This window comes from Roseateles saccharophilus (assembly GCF_031458095.1).
In the GTDB taxonomy this organism is placed as follows: Bacteria; Pseudomonadota; Gammaproteobacteria; order Burkholderiales; family Burkholderiaceae_C; genus Pelomonas; species Pelomonas saccharophila_A.
Genome location: NZ_JAVDXU010000002.1, coordinates 802,219 through 814,585, shown reverse-complemented (window position 1 = coordinate 814,585; position 12,367 = coordinate 802,219). Strand labels below are relative to the sequence as shown.

General features: G+C 68.9%; 13 protein-coding genes. 6 read left to right on the top strand and 7 right to left on the bottom strand.

Annotated elements, in window-relative coordinates; translation table 11 throughout:
- Both J2X20_RS16400 and J2X20_RS16395 read right to left on the bottom strand, forming a co-directional pair.
- Entirely contained in the window at nt 1-1,002 is a 1,002-nt protein-coding gene (locus J2X20_RS16400; RefSeq protein ID WP_310266707.1) for an NADP-dependent oxidoreductase, read from the bottom strand.
- Nucleotides 999-2,213 carry an MFS transporter gene (locus tag J2X20_RS16395; RefSeq protein ID WP_310266705.1) on the bottom strand — a complete coding sequence of 405 codons (1,215 nt, stop codon included), beginning with the start codon at nt 2,211-2,213 and terminating at the stop codon, nt 999-1,001. Before J2X20_RS16395 ends, J2X20_RS16400 begins: the two co-directional genes overlap by 4 nt.
- A gap of 74 nt (nt 2,214-2,287) precedes the next feature.
- Here J2X20_RS16395 and J2X20_RS16390 point away from each other — a divergent pair, with 74 nt between their 5' ends.
- Nucleotides 2,288-3,268, top strand: coding sequence for an AraC family transcriptional regulator (locus J2X20_RS16390; RefSeq protein ID WP_310266703.1), 981 nt, complete (start codon nt 2,288-2,290; stop codon nt 3,266-3,268).
- On the opposite strand, the gene J2X20_RS16385 is transcribed toward J2X20_RS16390, so the two are convergent.
- A complete protein-coding gene (locus J2X20_RS16385; RefSeq protein ID WP_310266700.1) occupies nt 3,265-4,524 on the bottom strand; it encodes an ATP-binding protein in 1,260 nt (419 codons plus the stop codon). The two genes, J2X20_RS16390 and J2X20_RS16385, sit on opposite strands and share 4 nt — an antisense overlap.
- Complete coding sequence (locus tag J2X20_RS16380; protein WP_310266698.1) at nt 4,517-5,191, bottom strand: response regulator; 675 nt, start codon at nt 5,189-5,191, stop codon at nt 4,517-4,519. The genes J2X20_RS16385 and J2X20_RS16380 overlap by 8 nt, the downstream gene beginning before the upstream one ends.
- Nucleotides 5,192-5,258: 67 nt before the next feature.
- Between J2X20_RS16380 and J2X20_RS16375 the strand changes: the two genes are divergently transcribed.
- A complete protein-coding gene (locus J2X20_RS16375; RefSeq protein WP_310266696.1) occupies nt 5,259-5,936 on the top strand; it encodes a phosphatase PAP2 family protein in 678 nt (225 codons plus the stop codon).
- A 103-nt stretch (nt 5,937-6,039) separates the two neighbouring features.
- Complete coding sequence (locus J2X20_RS16370; RefSeq protein ID WP_310266694.1) at nt 6,040-6,528, top strand: nuclear transport factor 2 family protein; 489 nt, start codon at nt 6,040-6,042, stop codon at nt 6,526-6,528.
- A 62-nt stretch (nt 6,529-6,590) separates the two neighbouring features.
- Here the strand turns inward: J2X20_RS16370 and J2X20_RS16365 are convergent, their stop codons facing one another.
- Nucleotides 6,591-7,760, bottom strand: coding sequence for a hypothetical protein (locus J2X20_RS16365; RefSeq protein ID WP_310266693.1), 1,170 nt, complete (start codon nt 7,758-7,760; stop codon nt 6,591-6,593).
- A gap of 181 nt (nt 7,761-7,941) precedes the next feature.
- On the bottom strand, nt 7,942-8,499 hold the full coding sequence (gene ssb / locus J2X20_RS16360; protein WP_310266692.1) for a single-stranded DNA-binding protein: 558 nt from the start codon (nt 8,497-8,499) through the stop codon (nt 7,942-7,944).
- A 158-nt stretch (nt 8,500-8,657) separates the two neighbouring features.
- Between ssb and J2X20_RS16355 the strand changes: the two genes are divergently transcribed.
- The 3 genes from J2X20_RS16355 to J2X20_RS16345 are packed head-to-tail and all read left to right on the top strand — an operon-like array spanning nt 8,658 to nt 11,319.
- Nucleotides 8,658-9,749: a sensor histidine kinase gene (locus J2X20_RS16355; RefSeq protein ID WP_310266691.1), complete on the top strand. Its 1,092-nt coding sequence runs from the start codon at nt 8,658-8,660 to the stop codon at nt 9,747-9,749.
- Nucleotides 9,750-9,751: 2 nt separating this feature from the next.
- Nucleotides 9,752-10,498 carry a LytR/AlgR family response regulator transcription factor gene (locus J2X20_RS16350; protein ID WP_025564265.1) on the top strand — a complete coding sequence of 249 codons (747 nt, stop codon included), beginning with the start codon at nt 9,752-9,754 and terminating at the stop codon, nt 10,496-10,498.
- Nucleotides 10,495-11,319 (top strand): head GIN domain-containing protein, encoded by an 825-nt coding sequence (locus tag J2X20_RS16345; protein ID WP_310266690.1) that lies wholly within the window; start codon nt 10,495-10,497, stop codon nt 11,317-11,319. Before J2X20_RS16350 ends, J2X20_RS16345 begins: the two co-directional genes overlap by 4 nt.
- Here the strand turns inward: J2X20_RS16345 and J2X20_RS16340 are convergent.
- On the bottom strand, nt 11,291-12,193 hold the full coding sequence (locus J2X20_RS16340) for a PEP-CTERM sorting domain-containing protein (protein WP_310266688.1): 903 nt from the start codon (nt 12,191-12,193) through the stop codon (nt 11,291-11,293). The two genes, J2X20_RS16345 and J2X20_RS16340, sit on opposite strands and share 29 nt — an antisense overlap.
- Nucleotides 12,194-12,367 lie beyond the last annotated feature (174 nt).

The following is a 12,367-nucleotide window of genomic DNA, read 5'->3' as shown; positions in this document are numbered from 1 at the left end:
CTAGCTTTCCGAGACGCGCACGACGGTCTTGCCGAAGTTGCCGCCCTGCAGCAGCCGGGCCAGTGCGGCCGGCGCCTGCTCCAGGCCGTCGACGATGTCCTCGCGCAGCGTGATGCGGCCCTCGGCCAGCCAGGCGCCCATGTCGCGGCGGAAGGCGTCGAAGCGCTCGCCGTAGTGGTCGAGGATGATGAAGCCCTGGACGCGGATGCGCTTGGCGAGCACGCTGGCCAGGTCGGGGCCGGGCACGGGCGCTGCGTCGTTGTAGTGCGAGATGAAGCCGCAGACCGGCATGCGGGCGTTGAGATTCAGCAGCGGCAGCACCGCGGCCAGGACGTCGCCGCCGACGTTCTCGAAATAGACGTCGATGCCCTGCGGGCAGGCCTCGGCCAGCCGCCTGGCAAGCTCGGGCTCGCGCCGGTCCAGGCAGGCATCAAAGCCCAGCACCTCGACGGCGTGGCGGCATTTGTCGGCACCGCCGGCAATGCCGACGACGCGGGCGCCCTTGAGCTTGGCCAGCTGGCCGACGACGCTGCCTACCGCGCCGGTGGCGGCCGCGACGACGACGGTCTCGCCCGGCTTGGGCTGGCCGATGTCCAGCAGGCCGACATAGGCCGTGAAGCCCGGCATGCCCAGGCCGCCCAGCGCGTGCGACGGTTGCTTCACATCACCCAGTGCCAGCAGGTCGCTGCCGTCCGAGAGGCTGTAGTCCTGCCAGCCGGCGTTGGCCAGCACCAGCTCGCCTGGCCTGAAGCCGGCATGCCGTGACGCGACCACCCGGCTGACCGTGCCGCCCACCATGACGCCGCCCAGCGGCACCGGCGGCGCATAGCCAGGCCCGACCGGCGCCATCAGATTGCGCTGGTAGGGGTCGACCGACAGATAGAGGGTGCGCAGCAGCACCTGGCCGTCGGCCGGCTCCGGAATGGGCTGGCTGTCGAGGTGGAAATGCTCCGGTCCCGGCAGGCCCTGCGGGTAGGCGGCGAGGGTGAGGCGGTGCTTCATTGCGCACCTCCGGTAGCGGCACGAGGACCGTGGCGCAGCGTGAGCAGCGTGCCCAAGGTCAGCGCGACAACCGCGAAGCTCGGGCCGCCCAGCGCGCCGATGCGGTCCACGAGCAGGCCGCCACCGATGGCGCCGCTGGCGATCGCGATCTGGAAGGCCGCCACCAGCAGGCCACCGGCACCCTCGGCCTGGTCGGGCGCGGCGCGGACGATCCAGGTCTGAAAACCCACCGGGAAAGCGCCGAAGGCAAAGCCCCACAGCGTGACCGCCACGGCCGTGACGATGGGCGAGCTGCCGGCCACCAGCAGCAGGCCGGCCAGCGCGGCGATCAGCATGCCGCCCGCGACGATGGCCTGGCGCTCGCTGCGCCCGGCCAGCCAGCCGCCGGCCAGGTTGCCGAAGAAGCCGCCGATGCCATAGCCCAGCAGCACGCCCGAGATGGCGCCGACGGACAGATGGGTGACCTGCTCCATCAGCGGCCGGATATAGGTGAAGCCGGCGAAATGCCCCGAGATGACGAGCAGCACCGCCAGCAGGGCCACGCGCACCGGCGGGCGGCGCAGCAGCTCGCCCAGCACGCGCAGGCTGGGCTTGTCGCGCGGCGGCAGGGCCGGCAGCGTGGCGGCCTGCACGGCCAGCGTGACGAGGCTGACCGCGCCCGCGGCGATGAAGGCGCTGCGCCAGCCCCAGACATCGCCCATCCACGCCCCCACCGGTGCCGCGCAGACGGTGGCCACCGACACACCGGCCAGGATCAGCGACATGGCCCGCGCGAACTGCTGCTCGGGCACCAGCCGCATCGCCAGCGCGGCCGACATCGACCAGAAGCCGCCCAGGGCGACACCGAGCATCACCCGCGCCACCAGCAGCAGGCCCAGGCTGCCGGCCGTGGCGGCCAGCAGGTTGGACAGCACCAGCAGGGCGCTCAGGGCCAGCATGACGACGCGGCGGTCGAGGCGGCGCGTCAGCAGGGGCAGTGAGGGGGCCGCGACGGCACCCACCAGGGCGGTCGCCGTGACGGCCTGGCCGGCCGCACCGTCGCTGATGCCGAGGTCGGTGGCGATGGCCGTCAGCAGGCTGGCCGGCAGGAACTCGGCCATGACGAGGCCGAAGACGCCCATCGTCAGCGAGGCGATGGCGGGCCAGTGGGCATCAGCCGCGGGCGCCGGCGCGGCGGCGACTCCAGGGCAGGTGGAGCAGGAGGAGGACAAGGCATAACCCCTTGATGGAACGGAAGCTCATGCTAGGCCTAGCATCCTGGCGTTTCCATGCCGGAAGAGCCGAAATGCTTGACCAAACCTCCAGGATCGTCGGGCCCGCGCCCGGCGAGCCCGACACCCTGACCGAGATCCTGCTGGGTCTGCGCCTGGACGGCGTCGAGTACGGCCGCTGCATCCTGCGCTCGCCCTGGGCCGTGGCCTTTCCGGCCCAGCGCTCGGCGCGCTTTCACTTCGTCGGCAGCGGCGGTGCCTGGCTGCGCACGGCCGGCACCGACTGGGTGAGGCTAAAGCCGGGCGATGCCGTGCTGCTGCCCCATGGCAGCTTCCATGTGCTGGCCAGTGCGCCCGACGTGCCGACGGTGGACATCGACTCCCTGGCCCGCGTGCCGGTGGCCGACAACATCTATCTTGTCGGCGACCCGCGCCAGGCGTCCGGGTCGGAGGACGGTGGCCCGCCGGCCGACGTGATGTTCTGCGGCGCCCTGCGCTTCAACCTCGACCCCCTGCACCCGCTGATCGCCATGATGCCGCCCGTCATGCTGACCAGCGACCTCGCCACCAAGGACGCCACCGTGCCGGCCCTGCTGGACGCCATGGAGCGCGAGGTGGCCCTGGACCGCATCGGCGCCTGCGGCATCCTGGCGCGGCTGGCCGACGCGCTGGCCGCCAGCATCATCCGCGCCTGGGTGGAATGCGGCTGCAGCGACTCGACCGGCTGGGTGGCGGCCGTGCGCTGTCCCAAGATCGGCAAGGTCGTCGCCGCCATCCATGCCGAGCCCGAGGGCGACTGGAGCGTGCCGCGCCTGGCCGACATCATGGGCGCCTCACGCTCCAGCTTTGCCGACGCCTTCACCCGCACCATGGGCGAGAGCCCGGCCAAGTACGTCGCCAAGGTCAAGATGTTCCAGGCGCGGCGCTGGATCGCCCAGGACGGCATGCGCATCGCGACCGCCGCCGACCGGCTGGGCTATGAGTCCGAGGCCTCGTTCAGCCGCGCCTTCAAGCGGGTGATCGGCCACGCGCCCAGTGCGGCGCGGGGCGGCTAGCGGCCCAGCAGCAACTGCACAGCAAAGCCCTGGGCGCAGTCCGGCAGCGACAGCTCGCCGCCATGGGCCCGGGCCACGAGCTGGGCCAACCGCAGGCCCAGGCCCTGCTCCGTCGAGCCCGACGCCAGGCGTGAGCGCAGGTTCGCCTTCTCGGCTTCGCCCAGGCCCGTGCCGTCGTCCACCAGCAGCAGGCCGCCGGGCAGCGGCTGGCTCAGCCACAGCCGCGTCGCGCCGTGGCGCTGGGCGTTGTCGACGAGGTTGAGCAGCGCCGCCGCCAGCAGCTCGGCATCGGCGTCCAGCGGGCACGGCGGGCCGTCCTGCAGTTGCAGCGACCCCAGCGGCAGGCCGGCCAGCAGCGTGCGGGCATCCAGCGCCACGCGGCGCAGCTCCGGCGTGCTGCGGAACAGGCGCAGCAGCGCCAGCAGCAGATGCTGCAGGCGGCGGCTGGCCTCGCGCACGCGCTGCAGGCGGGGCTGGTCGGGCTGCTCCTTGAGGGCCACGGCCAGCTGCGCGTCCATGCCGGCCAGCGGCGTGCGCAGCAGATGGGCCGACTGCGCCGTGAACTCGCGCTCCAGGGCGAGGCGCTCGCCCAGGCGTTCGCCGATCTGGCGCAAGGCGTCGTGGATGGGCTGCAGCTCGGCGCGCGCCGGCGGCCCCAACTGGGCGGCCAGCGCGCCGGGCTCGTCCCGGGTGGCGTCAAAGCGGGCCAGGCCTTCGGCCAGGCGCTGCAGCGGCCGCAGCTCGCGCTGCGAGCGCCAGGCCAGCAGGGGCAGGCCCAGGGCCGCCAGCGCCAGCGCGGCCAGCAGCGCATAGCTGGCCACCTCGACGCGCACCTCCTTGCGCTCGGCACGGGTCTGGGCCACCACCAGCAGGCCCTGGCCGCCGCGCAGGCTCAGGCCATAGAGCCGCCAGTGATCGCGATGGGCAAAGCCCGGCGCCACCGGCTGCCAGCTGACCGTGGCGCCGGGGCTGGCGCGCACGAGACGGCCGCCGGCATCGAACCAGGCCCAGGCGAAGCGCAGCTCGTCGTCGGCGTCGTGTGCCGACGGCTGGGGCGCGGCGCCGGACTGCAGCAGAAGCGGCGCCAGTTGGGCGGCGCTGGCCTTCAGGCCGTCGTCGAGCAGCTCGTCCACCTCGGCGTCGACCGTCAGCACCGCCGCGGCGGTGACCGTCAGCGCCACCAGCAGGCTGCCCAGGCCCGTCACCCACAACAGGCGGCGGGCGATGGTGGGCAGCGGCGCCTGCGGCTCAGCCATGATCGGCCTCGGCCTGCACGCGATAGCCCATGCCGCGGCGCGACTCGATGCTGTCGCGCCCGAGCTTGCGCCTCAGGTTGGCGACATGCACCTCCAGCGCGTTGCTGGCCGCCGGCTCGCCGCCGAAGCCCAGCACCAGGCGCTCCAGCACGTCCTTGGCCACCCAGCGGCCGGCGCGCAGCCCCAGCGCCTCCAGCACCGCCCATTCACGCGCCGTCAGCTCGACGGCCAGGCCGTCGTACCAGGCCCGCCGGCCCACGAAATCGACCTGCACGCCCTGCAGCAGCCGCAGGCCCTGGGCGCCCCCTTGCTGGCGGCGCAGCAAGCCGCGCAGCCGGGCCGCCAGCTCTTCGGGCGCGAAGGGCTTGACGAGGTAGTCGTCGGCGCCGGCGTCCAGGCCGTCGATGCGGTCGGCCAGCGCGTCGCGCGCGGTCAGCAGCAGGGCGGGCGTCTGCTGGCCGGCGCGGCGCAGCTCGCTCAACCAGGCGCGGCCCGAGCCGTCGGGCAGCTGCCAGTCCAGCAGCCAGGCGTCGAAGGGCTCGCCCAGCAGGGTGGCGCGGGCGCTGGCCAGGTTGCGGCACCAGTCCACGACATGGCCTTCCGCGGCCAGGAAATCGCGCAGGCCCTCGCCCAGGATGGGATCGTCTTCAAGCAGCAGCAGCCTCATGGCCAGTCACCGTAGCACGGCGCGCCGCTTCAGGCCCGCTTCAGCGAGCGCCTCTGCAATGACGGCCATGCAGGCTCCCACGCAGAACTTCCTTCGTCCTATCGCCGGCCTGACCCTGGGCCTGCTGCTGGTGCTGGCCTGGGATGCCAGTGGCCTGGACCTGGCGCTGGCGCGCTGCTTTGGCGACGCGACGGGCTTTGCCGCCCGCGAGGCCTTCTGGTCGCGCGACCTGCTGCATGGCGGCCTGCGCTGGCTGTGGGGCGTCGCCTGGCTGGGCCTGGCCGTGGACGCCTGGCGCCGCCAGCCGGCGCAGCGCGGCCCTTCGCGCCGCCAGCGCCGCCAGGCCCTGGCGGCCGGCCTGCTGATCCTGCTCGTCGTGCCCGCCCTGAAGGCCTTGAGCCACAGCAGCTGCCCGTGGAGCCTGCAGGATTTCGGCGGCAGCGCACCCTGGGTGTCGCACTGGGACTGGACGCTGCGCGACGGCGGGCCGGGGCATTGCTTCCCGTCCGGCCACACGGCCGGCGCGGCCGCGTTTGCGCCGTTTGCGTGGATCTGGGGGCGGCGTGCCTGGGGGCTGCTGGCCCTGAGCGCCGGCCTGGCCAGCGTGGGCCAGCTGGCGCGCGGTGCCCATTTCCTCAGCCACGTGCTGTGGGCGGCGTGGATCTGCATCGCCCTGGGCTGGCTGCTGCTGCGGGTGATGGACGGCCTGGCCATGCGGCGCAGCCGCCTCGGCCTGTCGGGCTGATCTCCGGCTGGTCCGCCGGCCTGCGCGGTTCGTCGCGCGCCGCTCGTCTCGACCTTGCGGGCTTTGCAAACTGCTGGCATTGCAGCGTTTGCAAGGAGCTCCCATGCGCCCTCTTCCGATGCGGCTACTGGCCGGACTGTTTTTCTCTGCCGCCCTGGCCTTGCCCTGCCTCGCGCAGGACGCTGCGGCCCGCTCGGGGCCGCTTTATGACGAACTCGCCGGCATGGACGCCGCGCTGTTCGAAGCGGCTTTCACGACCTGCGACGCGGCCAAATTCAGGGCCCTTTTCACCGAGGACGCCGAGTTCTATCACGACAAGACCGGGGCCAGTTTTGGCGAGGCCGTGAAGGTCATGAAGTCCTGCCCCCGCGACAACGGCGTCACCCGCACCCTGGTGCCGGGCAGCCTGGAGGTCTACCCCATGCAGGGCTATGGCGCCGTGCAGATCGGCCGGCATGTGTTTGCCAAGAAGGGCGAACCCGGCTCGGAAGAGGCCAAGTTCGTGCACCTGTGGAAGCGGGAGGCCGGCGGCTGGCGGCTGGCGCGGGTACTGAGTTTTGATCATCGGCAGGCGGTGGCGAAGGCGCCCTAGGGGAAGCGCATGCCGAGTGTGATGCTCAGGGTATAGCGAATGATCTTTACGGGCTTGGCTAGTTATCCAAGCCTTTGGATGGCCGTAAGCGCTGCGTAAAGATAGTTGCCCGCAGCACCCTGGATAGAGCCCTTTACAAATAGTTCATTGAGCTGCGAAATTATTCCAGGGGACTGCTTTCTAAGGGACGTCACATAGCTGTTAAGGAGTTGCTGATTGTGTTGCCCATCCTGCGCAAGTAGCTCAACTATTTGCCCAAGCGTTTCACGCGCCCCCGAGGTCGCATCGATTGCTAGTTGGCGGATGGCTTGTGTGGTTTGTTCATTTTGATATTGGGTCTTATCAAATATGGCGCGCATAAATTCAATTTCGCTTTCCAGCGATTGAATGCGCTTTTCATGGCCGGCTCTTTCTGTATATAAGAGCTCTTTCGTATGGCGAATTTCCATATGAGCCATTTCAAGCTTTTGAGTCAGCATCATTGCCTCAACGGGATTTTGTATGTAGCCGGAAACAGGTAGTTTTCCGGTAACTACTAATCCGTAGTTTCCGAGTTCCTGTTCAATCTTTTCAATTTCGCCACTTGGCGTTTCAATAATCAGCGTGACTTTGCTTCCTTGCTGCTCAATTTTTACGCCGACGTCTAGATCAGGATATTTTCTGGCAACAATCTCGCTGAAGTAACTCAATATAGAAATGCCAGCCTGTTTGAATTCGGGCCCGAAAACGATGGTTCGAATGATGGTTTCTCGCTCGGCACTCTCCCCGCCAATGGATCGTGCCGCTTCTATGAAAAGAGCTTTTCCGACGACTAATCTTGCGATAAACGCTTCAACGCGTGCGGCATCCGAATCTCGTTTATCTGCCAAGGCGATCAACGCAGCTTCCATCGCTTCCGGGCCTTTAAGCGCCGCTGCGTACAGAGGGTGTTTGACTAGCGACTGAGGGGGGAATTTTCGAAACTCGGCCTCCCATACGCTTCGCGCAATGCTTTCTGTGTATGTAAAATACTGCAAGCATACGGCGTATGCATTTTCGGCCAAGCCTTCTTTATTTCCTTCATAGGAGCCAGACAATATGTCTCGCAACGCCGTCAATTGTCTTGAAAGTATGTCTCGAGCCGAACCGAGAGCACGCTTTACCGTAGTAGGACATAGCTTCGCAATGCCATTTCTGTGCTGAGAAACGTACAGCGCGGCGGCGTTGATGGCTTGGTTGGAAGTTAGAGTCATCATTAAATGTTATGCCACACGTTGTTGGCGCAGAGCGTTCTACAAGGCTCGTTTATTTACCGTCGTTCGAAAAAGTATGGAGCGGCGTGTTGATTATTTGCATCCATGCGAACGTTGGGCAAACAAAAAGGCCCGGGGGCGCCAAGCCGCGGGCCTTTCTCTTTTCATCGAAGGAAAATATTTAGAACGGAATATCGTCATCCATATCGTCAAACCCCGTCGCCGCCTTGGGCGCCGCGGCCGGAGCACGCGGAGCGGGCGGGCGCTGGGCCGCGGCCGGGCGTGCCGCCGGGCGAGCACCGCCGCCGCCTTCCATGTCGTCGCCACCGCGGCCATAGGCACCGCCGCCGCCGCCAGCACCACGGCTGTAGCCGCCGCCGCCTTCGTCACCACCGCCGCCGCCTTCACGGCCGCCGAGCAGCTGCATTTCGCTGGCGATGATCTCGGTCGTGTAGGTGTCGCGGCCTTCCTTGTCCTGCCACTTGCGGGTCTTCAGGCGGCCTTCCACATAGAGGGGGCGGCCCTTCTTGACGTACTCGCCGACGATCTCGGCCAGGCGGTCGTTGAAGACGACGCGGTGCCATTCGGTCTCTTCCTGGCGCTCGCCGGTCTCGCGGTTCTTCCAGTTGCGGGTGGTGGCGAGGCTCAGGGTGACCCAGGCGCCGCCGCTGGGGTTGTAGCGGACTTCGGGGTCTTTGCCGACGTTGCCGATGAGGATGACTTTGTTGACGCTGGCCATGACGCTCGCCTGAATTCGATGGGAAAGGGGATGAATTATGCCGGCCACCCCCGCCAGGCCCCGTCAGCAACTCCACGTAGACCGCATCCCGCACCCTGAGGCCCGCACTTCGTCTCCTCACCCGCCGCCCGGCCGGCGGGGCTCCCTAAGATGAAGCCATGGAATCCTCAGCCCGCCGTCCCAGCAACCGCCGCCTCTGGTTGGCGTATGCCGGTGCCTGCGCCCTGGCCTGGTGCCTCTTCGTGCTGGCCGGCAGCGAGTTCGACCGTGGCCTGGACCCCTTCTGGCTGGCCGTCTACCAGGCCACCACCATGCTGTGGGCGCCCATGCTGCTGGGCATCGCCGTCTGGCCGGTGGCGCGCCGCCTGCATGGCACCGACGCCGGCTCGGCCGCGACCGGCCTGGCCCATGCGATGGCGGCCCTGTCCTTCTCGGCCCTGTGGCAGGCCGGCGAGTTCGCCGTCAACGCGGCCTTGTTCGGCACCGACCATGCCGGCGCCGTGCTGCTGGCCGGCATCCTGTGGCGCTCGGTCTGGGGGCTGGTGGTCTACGCCGCGATTGCCACCGCCTTCACGGCCGTGCTGCAGTCCCGCGCGGCGCGCTCGGCGGCCGTGCATGCGGCCCAGGCCGAAAGCGCCCTGGCCAAGGCCGAGCTGTCGGCCATCAGCGGCAAGCTCAACCCGCATTTCCTGTTCAACACGCTGAACTCGCTGATCGCCCTGACCCGCAAGGACCCGGCCGAGGCCGAGGCCGCCCTGCTGAAGTTCGCCTCCATGCTGCGCTATGTGCTGGACACCAAGCGCGGCGCCGAGGACCGCGTCATGCTGTCCGACGAGATCGACTTCCTGCGCGACTACCTGGCGCTGGAAGCCCTGCGCCTGGGCCCGCGCCTGCGCGTGGACTGGGACCTGGAGGAGCGCGTGATGGCCGACGAGCTGCCGCCGCTGACCCTGCAGCCCCTGGTCGAGAACTCCATCCTGCATGCCGTGGCCAACCGCAAGGGTGGCGGCAAGGTGACCATCACGGCGCGCCGCAATGCCCTCAACCACGGCCTGGACCTGGCCGTGGCCGATGACGGCCCGGGCTGCGAGCCCGAGGCCCTGGAACCCAAGCCCGGCCAGCGCCGCGGCGTGGGCCTGGCGGCGCTGAGGAAGCGCTTCGCCCTGGACTACGAAGGCAATGCGCGGCTGCGCATCCACACCGCTCCCGGCGCGGGATTTCGCGTCGACCTCTTCATTCCCCAGATCTGACCATGAGCACGACCACCACCGTCCTGATCGCCGAAGACGAACACCTGGCCGCCGAGGCCCTGGCCGACTGGGTCAAGGCCACGCCCGGCCTGCAGCTGGTGGCTGTCTGTGAAGACGGCGACGAGGCGCTGGCCCAGATCCGCGCGCTCAAGCCGGCGCTCGTGCTGACCGACATCCAGATGCCCGGCCTGACGGGTCTGCAGGTGGTGCAGGCCCTGCAGGGCGAGGCCCACCAGCCGCGCATCATCTTCACGACGGCCTATGACCAGCATGCGCTGACGGCCTTCGAGCTGCATGCGGTGGACTATCTGCTCAAGCCCTTCTCGCGCGAGCGTTTCGACGAGGCCATTGCCCATGTACTGCGCGACGCCGTGCCCAGCCCGGCCGATGTGGCCCAGGCCCTGGGCGCACCGGCCGACGCGCCGCTGACCCGCCTGCTGGTGCGCGACCAGGGCAAGATCTTCCCGCTGCAGGTGGACGCCATCGAGTGCCTGCGCTCCGACAACAAATACACCGCCATCACCAGCAAGGGCCGCAGCTTCCTGGTGCGCCTGCCCATCGCCGATTTCGAGACGCGGCTGGACCCGGCCCGCTTCCTGCGCGTGCAGCGCGGCTGCATCGTCAATCTGGATTACGTCGAGAGCATGACACCGGACGAGAACTCGCAGCTCGTCGTGCAGCTGCGTGACGGCACGCGCATCACGGCCAACCGTGAGGTGTCCAAGATGTTGAGGGAGCAGTCGCTGTGAAAACCCTGTTGCTGACGCTGCTGGTCGCCGCCGGCCTGGCCCAGGCCCAGACGGCGCCGCCCGCTCCACCCGCATCCCCTGCGCCGCCGGCCAGCCCGGCGCCGCAATCCCAACCCATGCCGCGGCCCATGCCGCATCCGCCGCCCATGGCCCGCCCCGTGCCGCCGATGCCGCCGGCCGAGGCCGGCAGGATCTACGCGCCGGGCGCCTTCGACCGGCTGGAGCTGGCCGGTGCCGCCCGCGTCATCGTCGTGCAGGGCGACCGCGACCAGGCCTTCATCGCCGGCGACGACGAGGTGCAAAAGGGCGTCGAGGTCGAGCTGGCCGACCGCCAGCTCATCATCCGCCCGAGCGGCGGCTGGAAGATCTGGCGCAGCGGCAAGCTCTTCGTGCAGGTGGAGATGCGCGAGCTGCGCCAGCTGTCCGTCTCCGGCGCCAGCGACGTGCAGGCGCCCGGGCCGCTGCGGGCCGACCAGCTCAAGCTCAGCATCAGCGGCGCCGGCAATGTGAGGCTGGACCAGCTGCAGGCCAAGCAGCTCGTCTTCACCATCTCCGGCGCCGGCGACGGCCAGCTCGGCGGCCGCGTCGACGACCTGGCCCTGCAGATCTCCGGCAAGGGCAAGGTCATTGCCGATCGCATGCAGGCCCAGCGCGCCCGCGTCAATGTCAGCGGCCTGGGCAATGTGGTGCTGTGGGTCACGGACGACCTGGCGGCCCATATCTCCGGCATCGGCTCGGTGGACTACTTCGGCAACCCCTCGGTGCAGCGCTCGGTGTCGGGCATGGGCTCGATCAGCGCCCGCGGCGAGAAGCGGCCGTAAGCAGCAGCACGCCACCCAGGGACATCAGCCACAGCGTGGAGGGTTCCGGCACCGGCGCGAAGGACTGGGCCCAGTTCAGCCCCGAGGGCGACGCGATGGTGAACAGCGACAGGTCCGCCGGCACATACAGGCCGGTGTTGGGGTCGAGCACGGAGATCGCCGAGATGCCGTTCCAGTAGGACGAGTGACCGAAGTCGGCCGTGGCCGAGCCGGCCGCGCTGAAGCTGCACTGCAGCTCGGTGCCGCTGCAGTCGATCTTGCTGGTGTGCAGGGTCAGCCTCTCAAGGATGGTGAAGGCCGAGCCGAGGGTGATGGTGGTCGTGTACTCGTGGATGCCGGAGTAGTACAGCGGGCCGCCGGCGACGGCGTTGACGTTGTCCACCGGGAAGCCGCCGGGAAAGTTCGGGTTGGAGTTGGCCGACCAGCTGCCGAGGAAGCCACCGGACTTGCTGCCGATGCTGAGATAGAAGTCCGCGGAACCGTAGCCGCCACCGGTCGGATCGATCATGCCCTGCAGCGTGACCCCCATCGTGACCTTGGCCTGGGTACCGTTCAACCCGGCGGAGCTGATGGTGATGTCCTCGCTGTAGGTGCCCTCGGCATGGGAGCTGCCGATGCTGTTGCCGGCTGCGCCGAAGCTGGAGGCGTAGAGCTTGATGATGCCCAGCTGCACCGCGGCATCGGCGGTGGCGCCGGCGCCATTGCCGCTGGCCGACGAGGAAGCGCTGAACTGGTCGCTGTTGAACTGGCTGTAGACCGGGTCGGTCGCCTTGCCCAGCGCACTGGCCGAAGCCCTGGCGATCGTCGTGCCCGCAGATGCCACGCAGGCGCAGCCGAGGACCGTCAGGCCCACCAGGAGATGCCGGAAATTCATGGAGCCACTCCTTGAGACTGCCCGGCACATCCGGGCCCATGGACCTTCTACGCTTGCGCTTCAGGGGGTGCAATCGATGCGGCGCCGTTCCCCCTAGGACGACGAGCTACCTATTGAGGATGAACCGTGGGTCCTCGCGGCCCCGGCGAGAAGAAACCTTCCGTGGACAGCCGT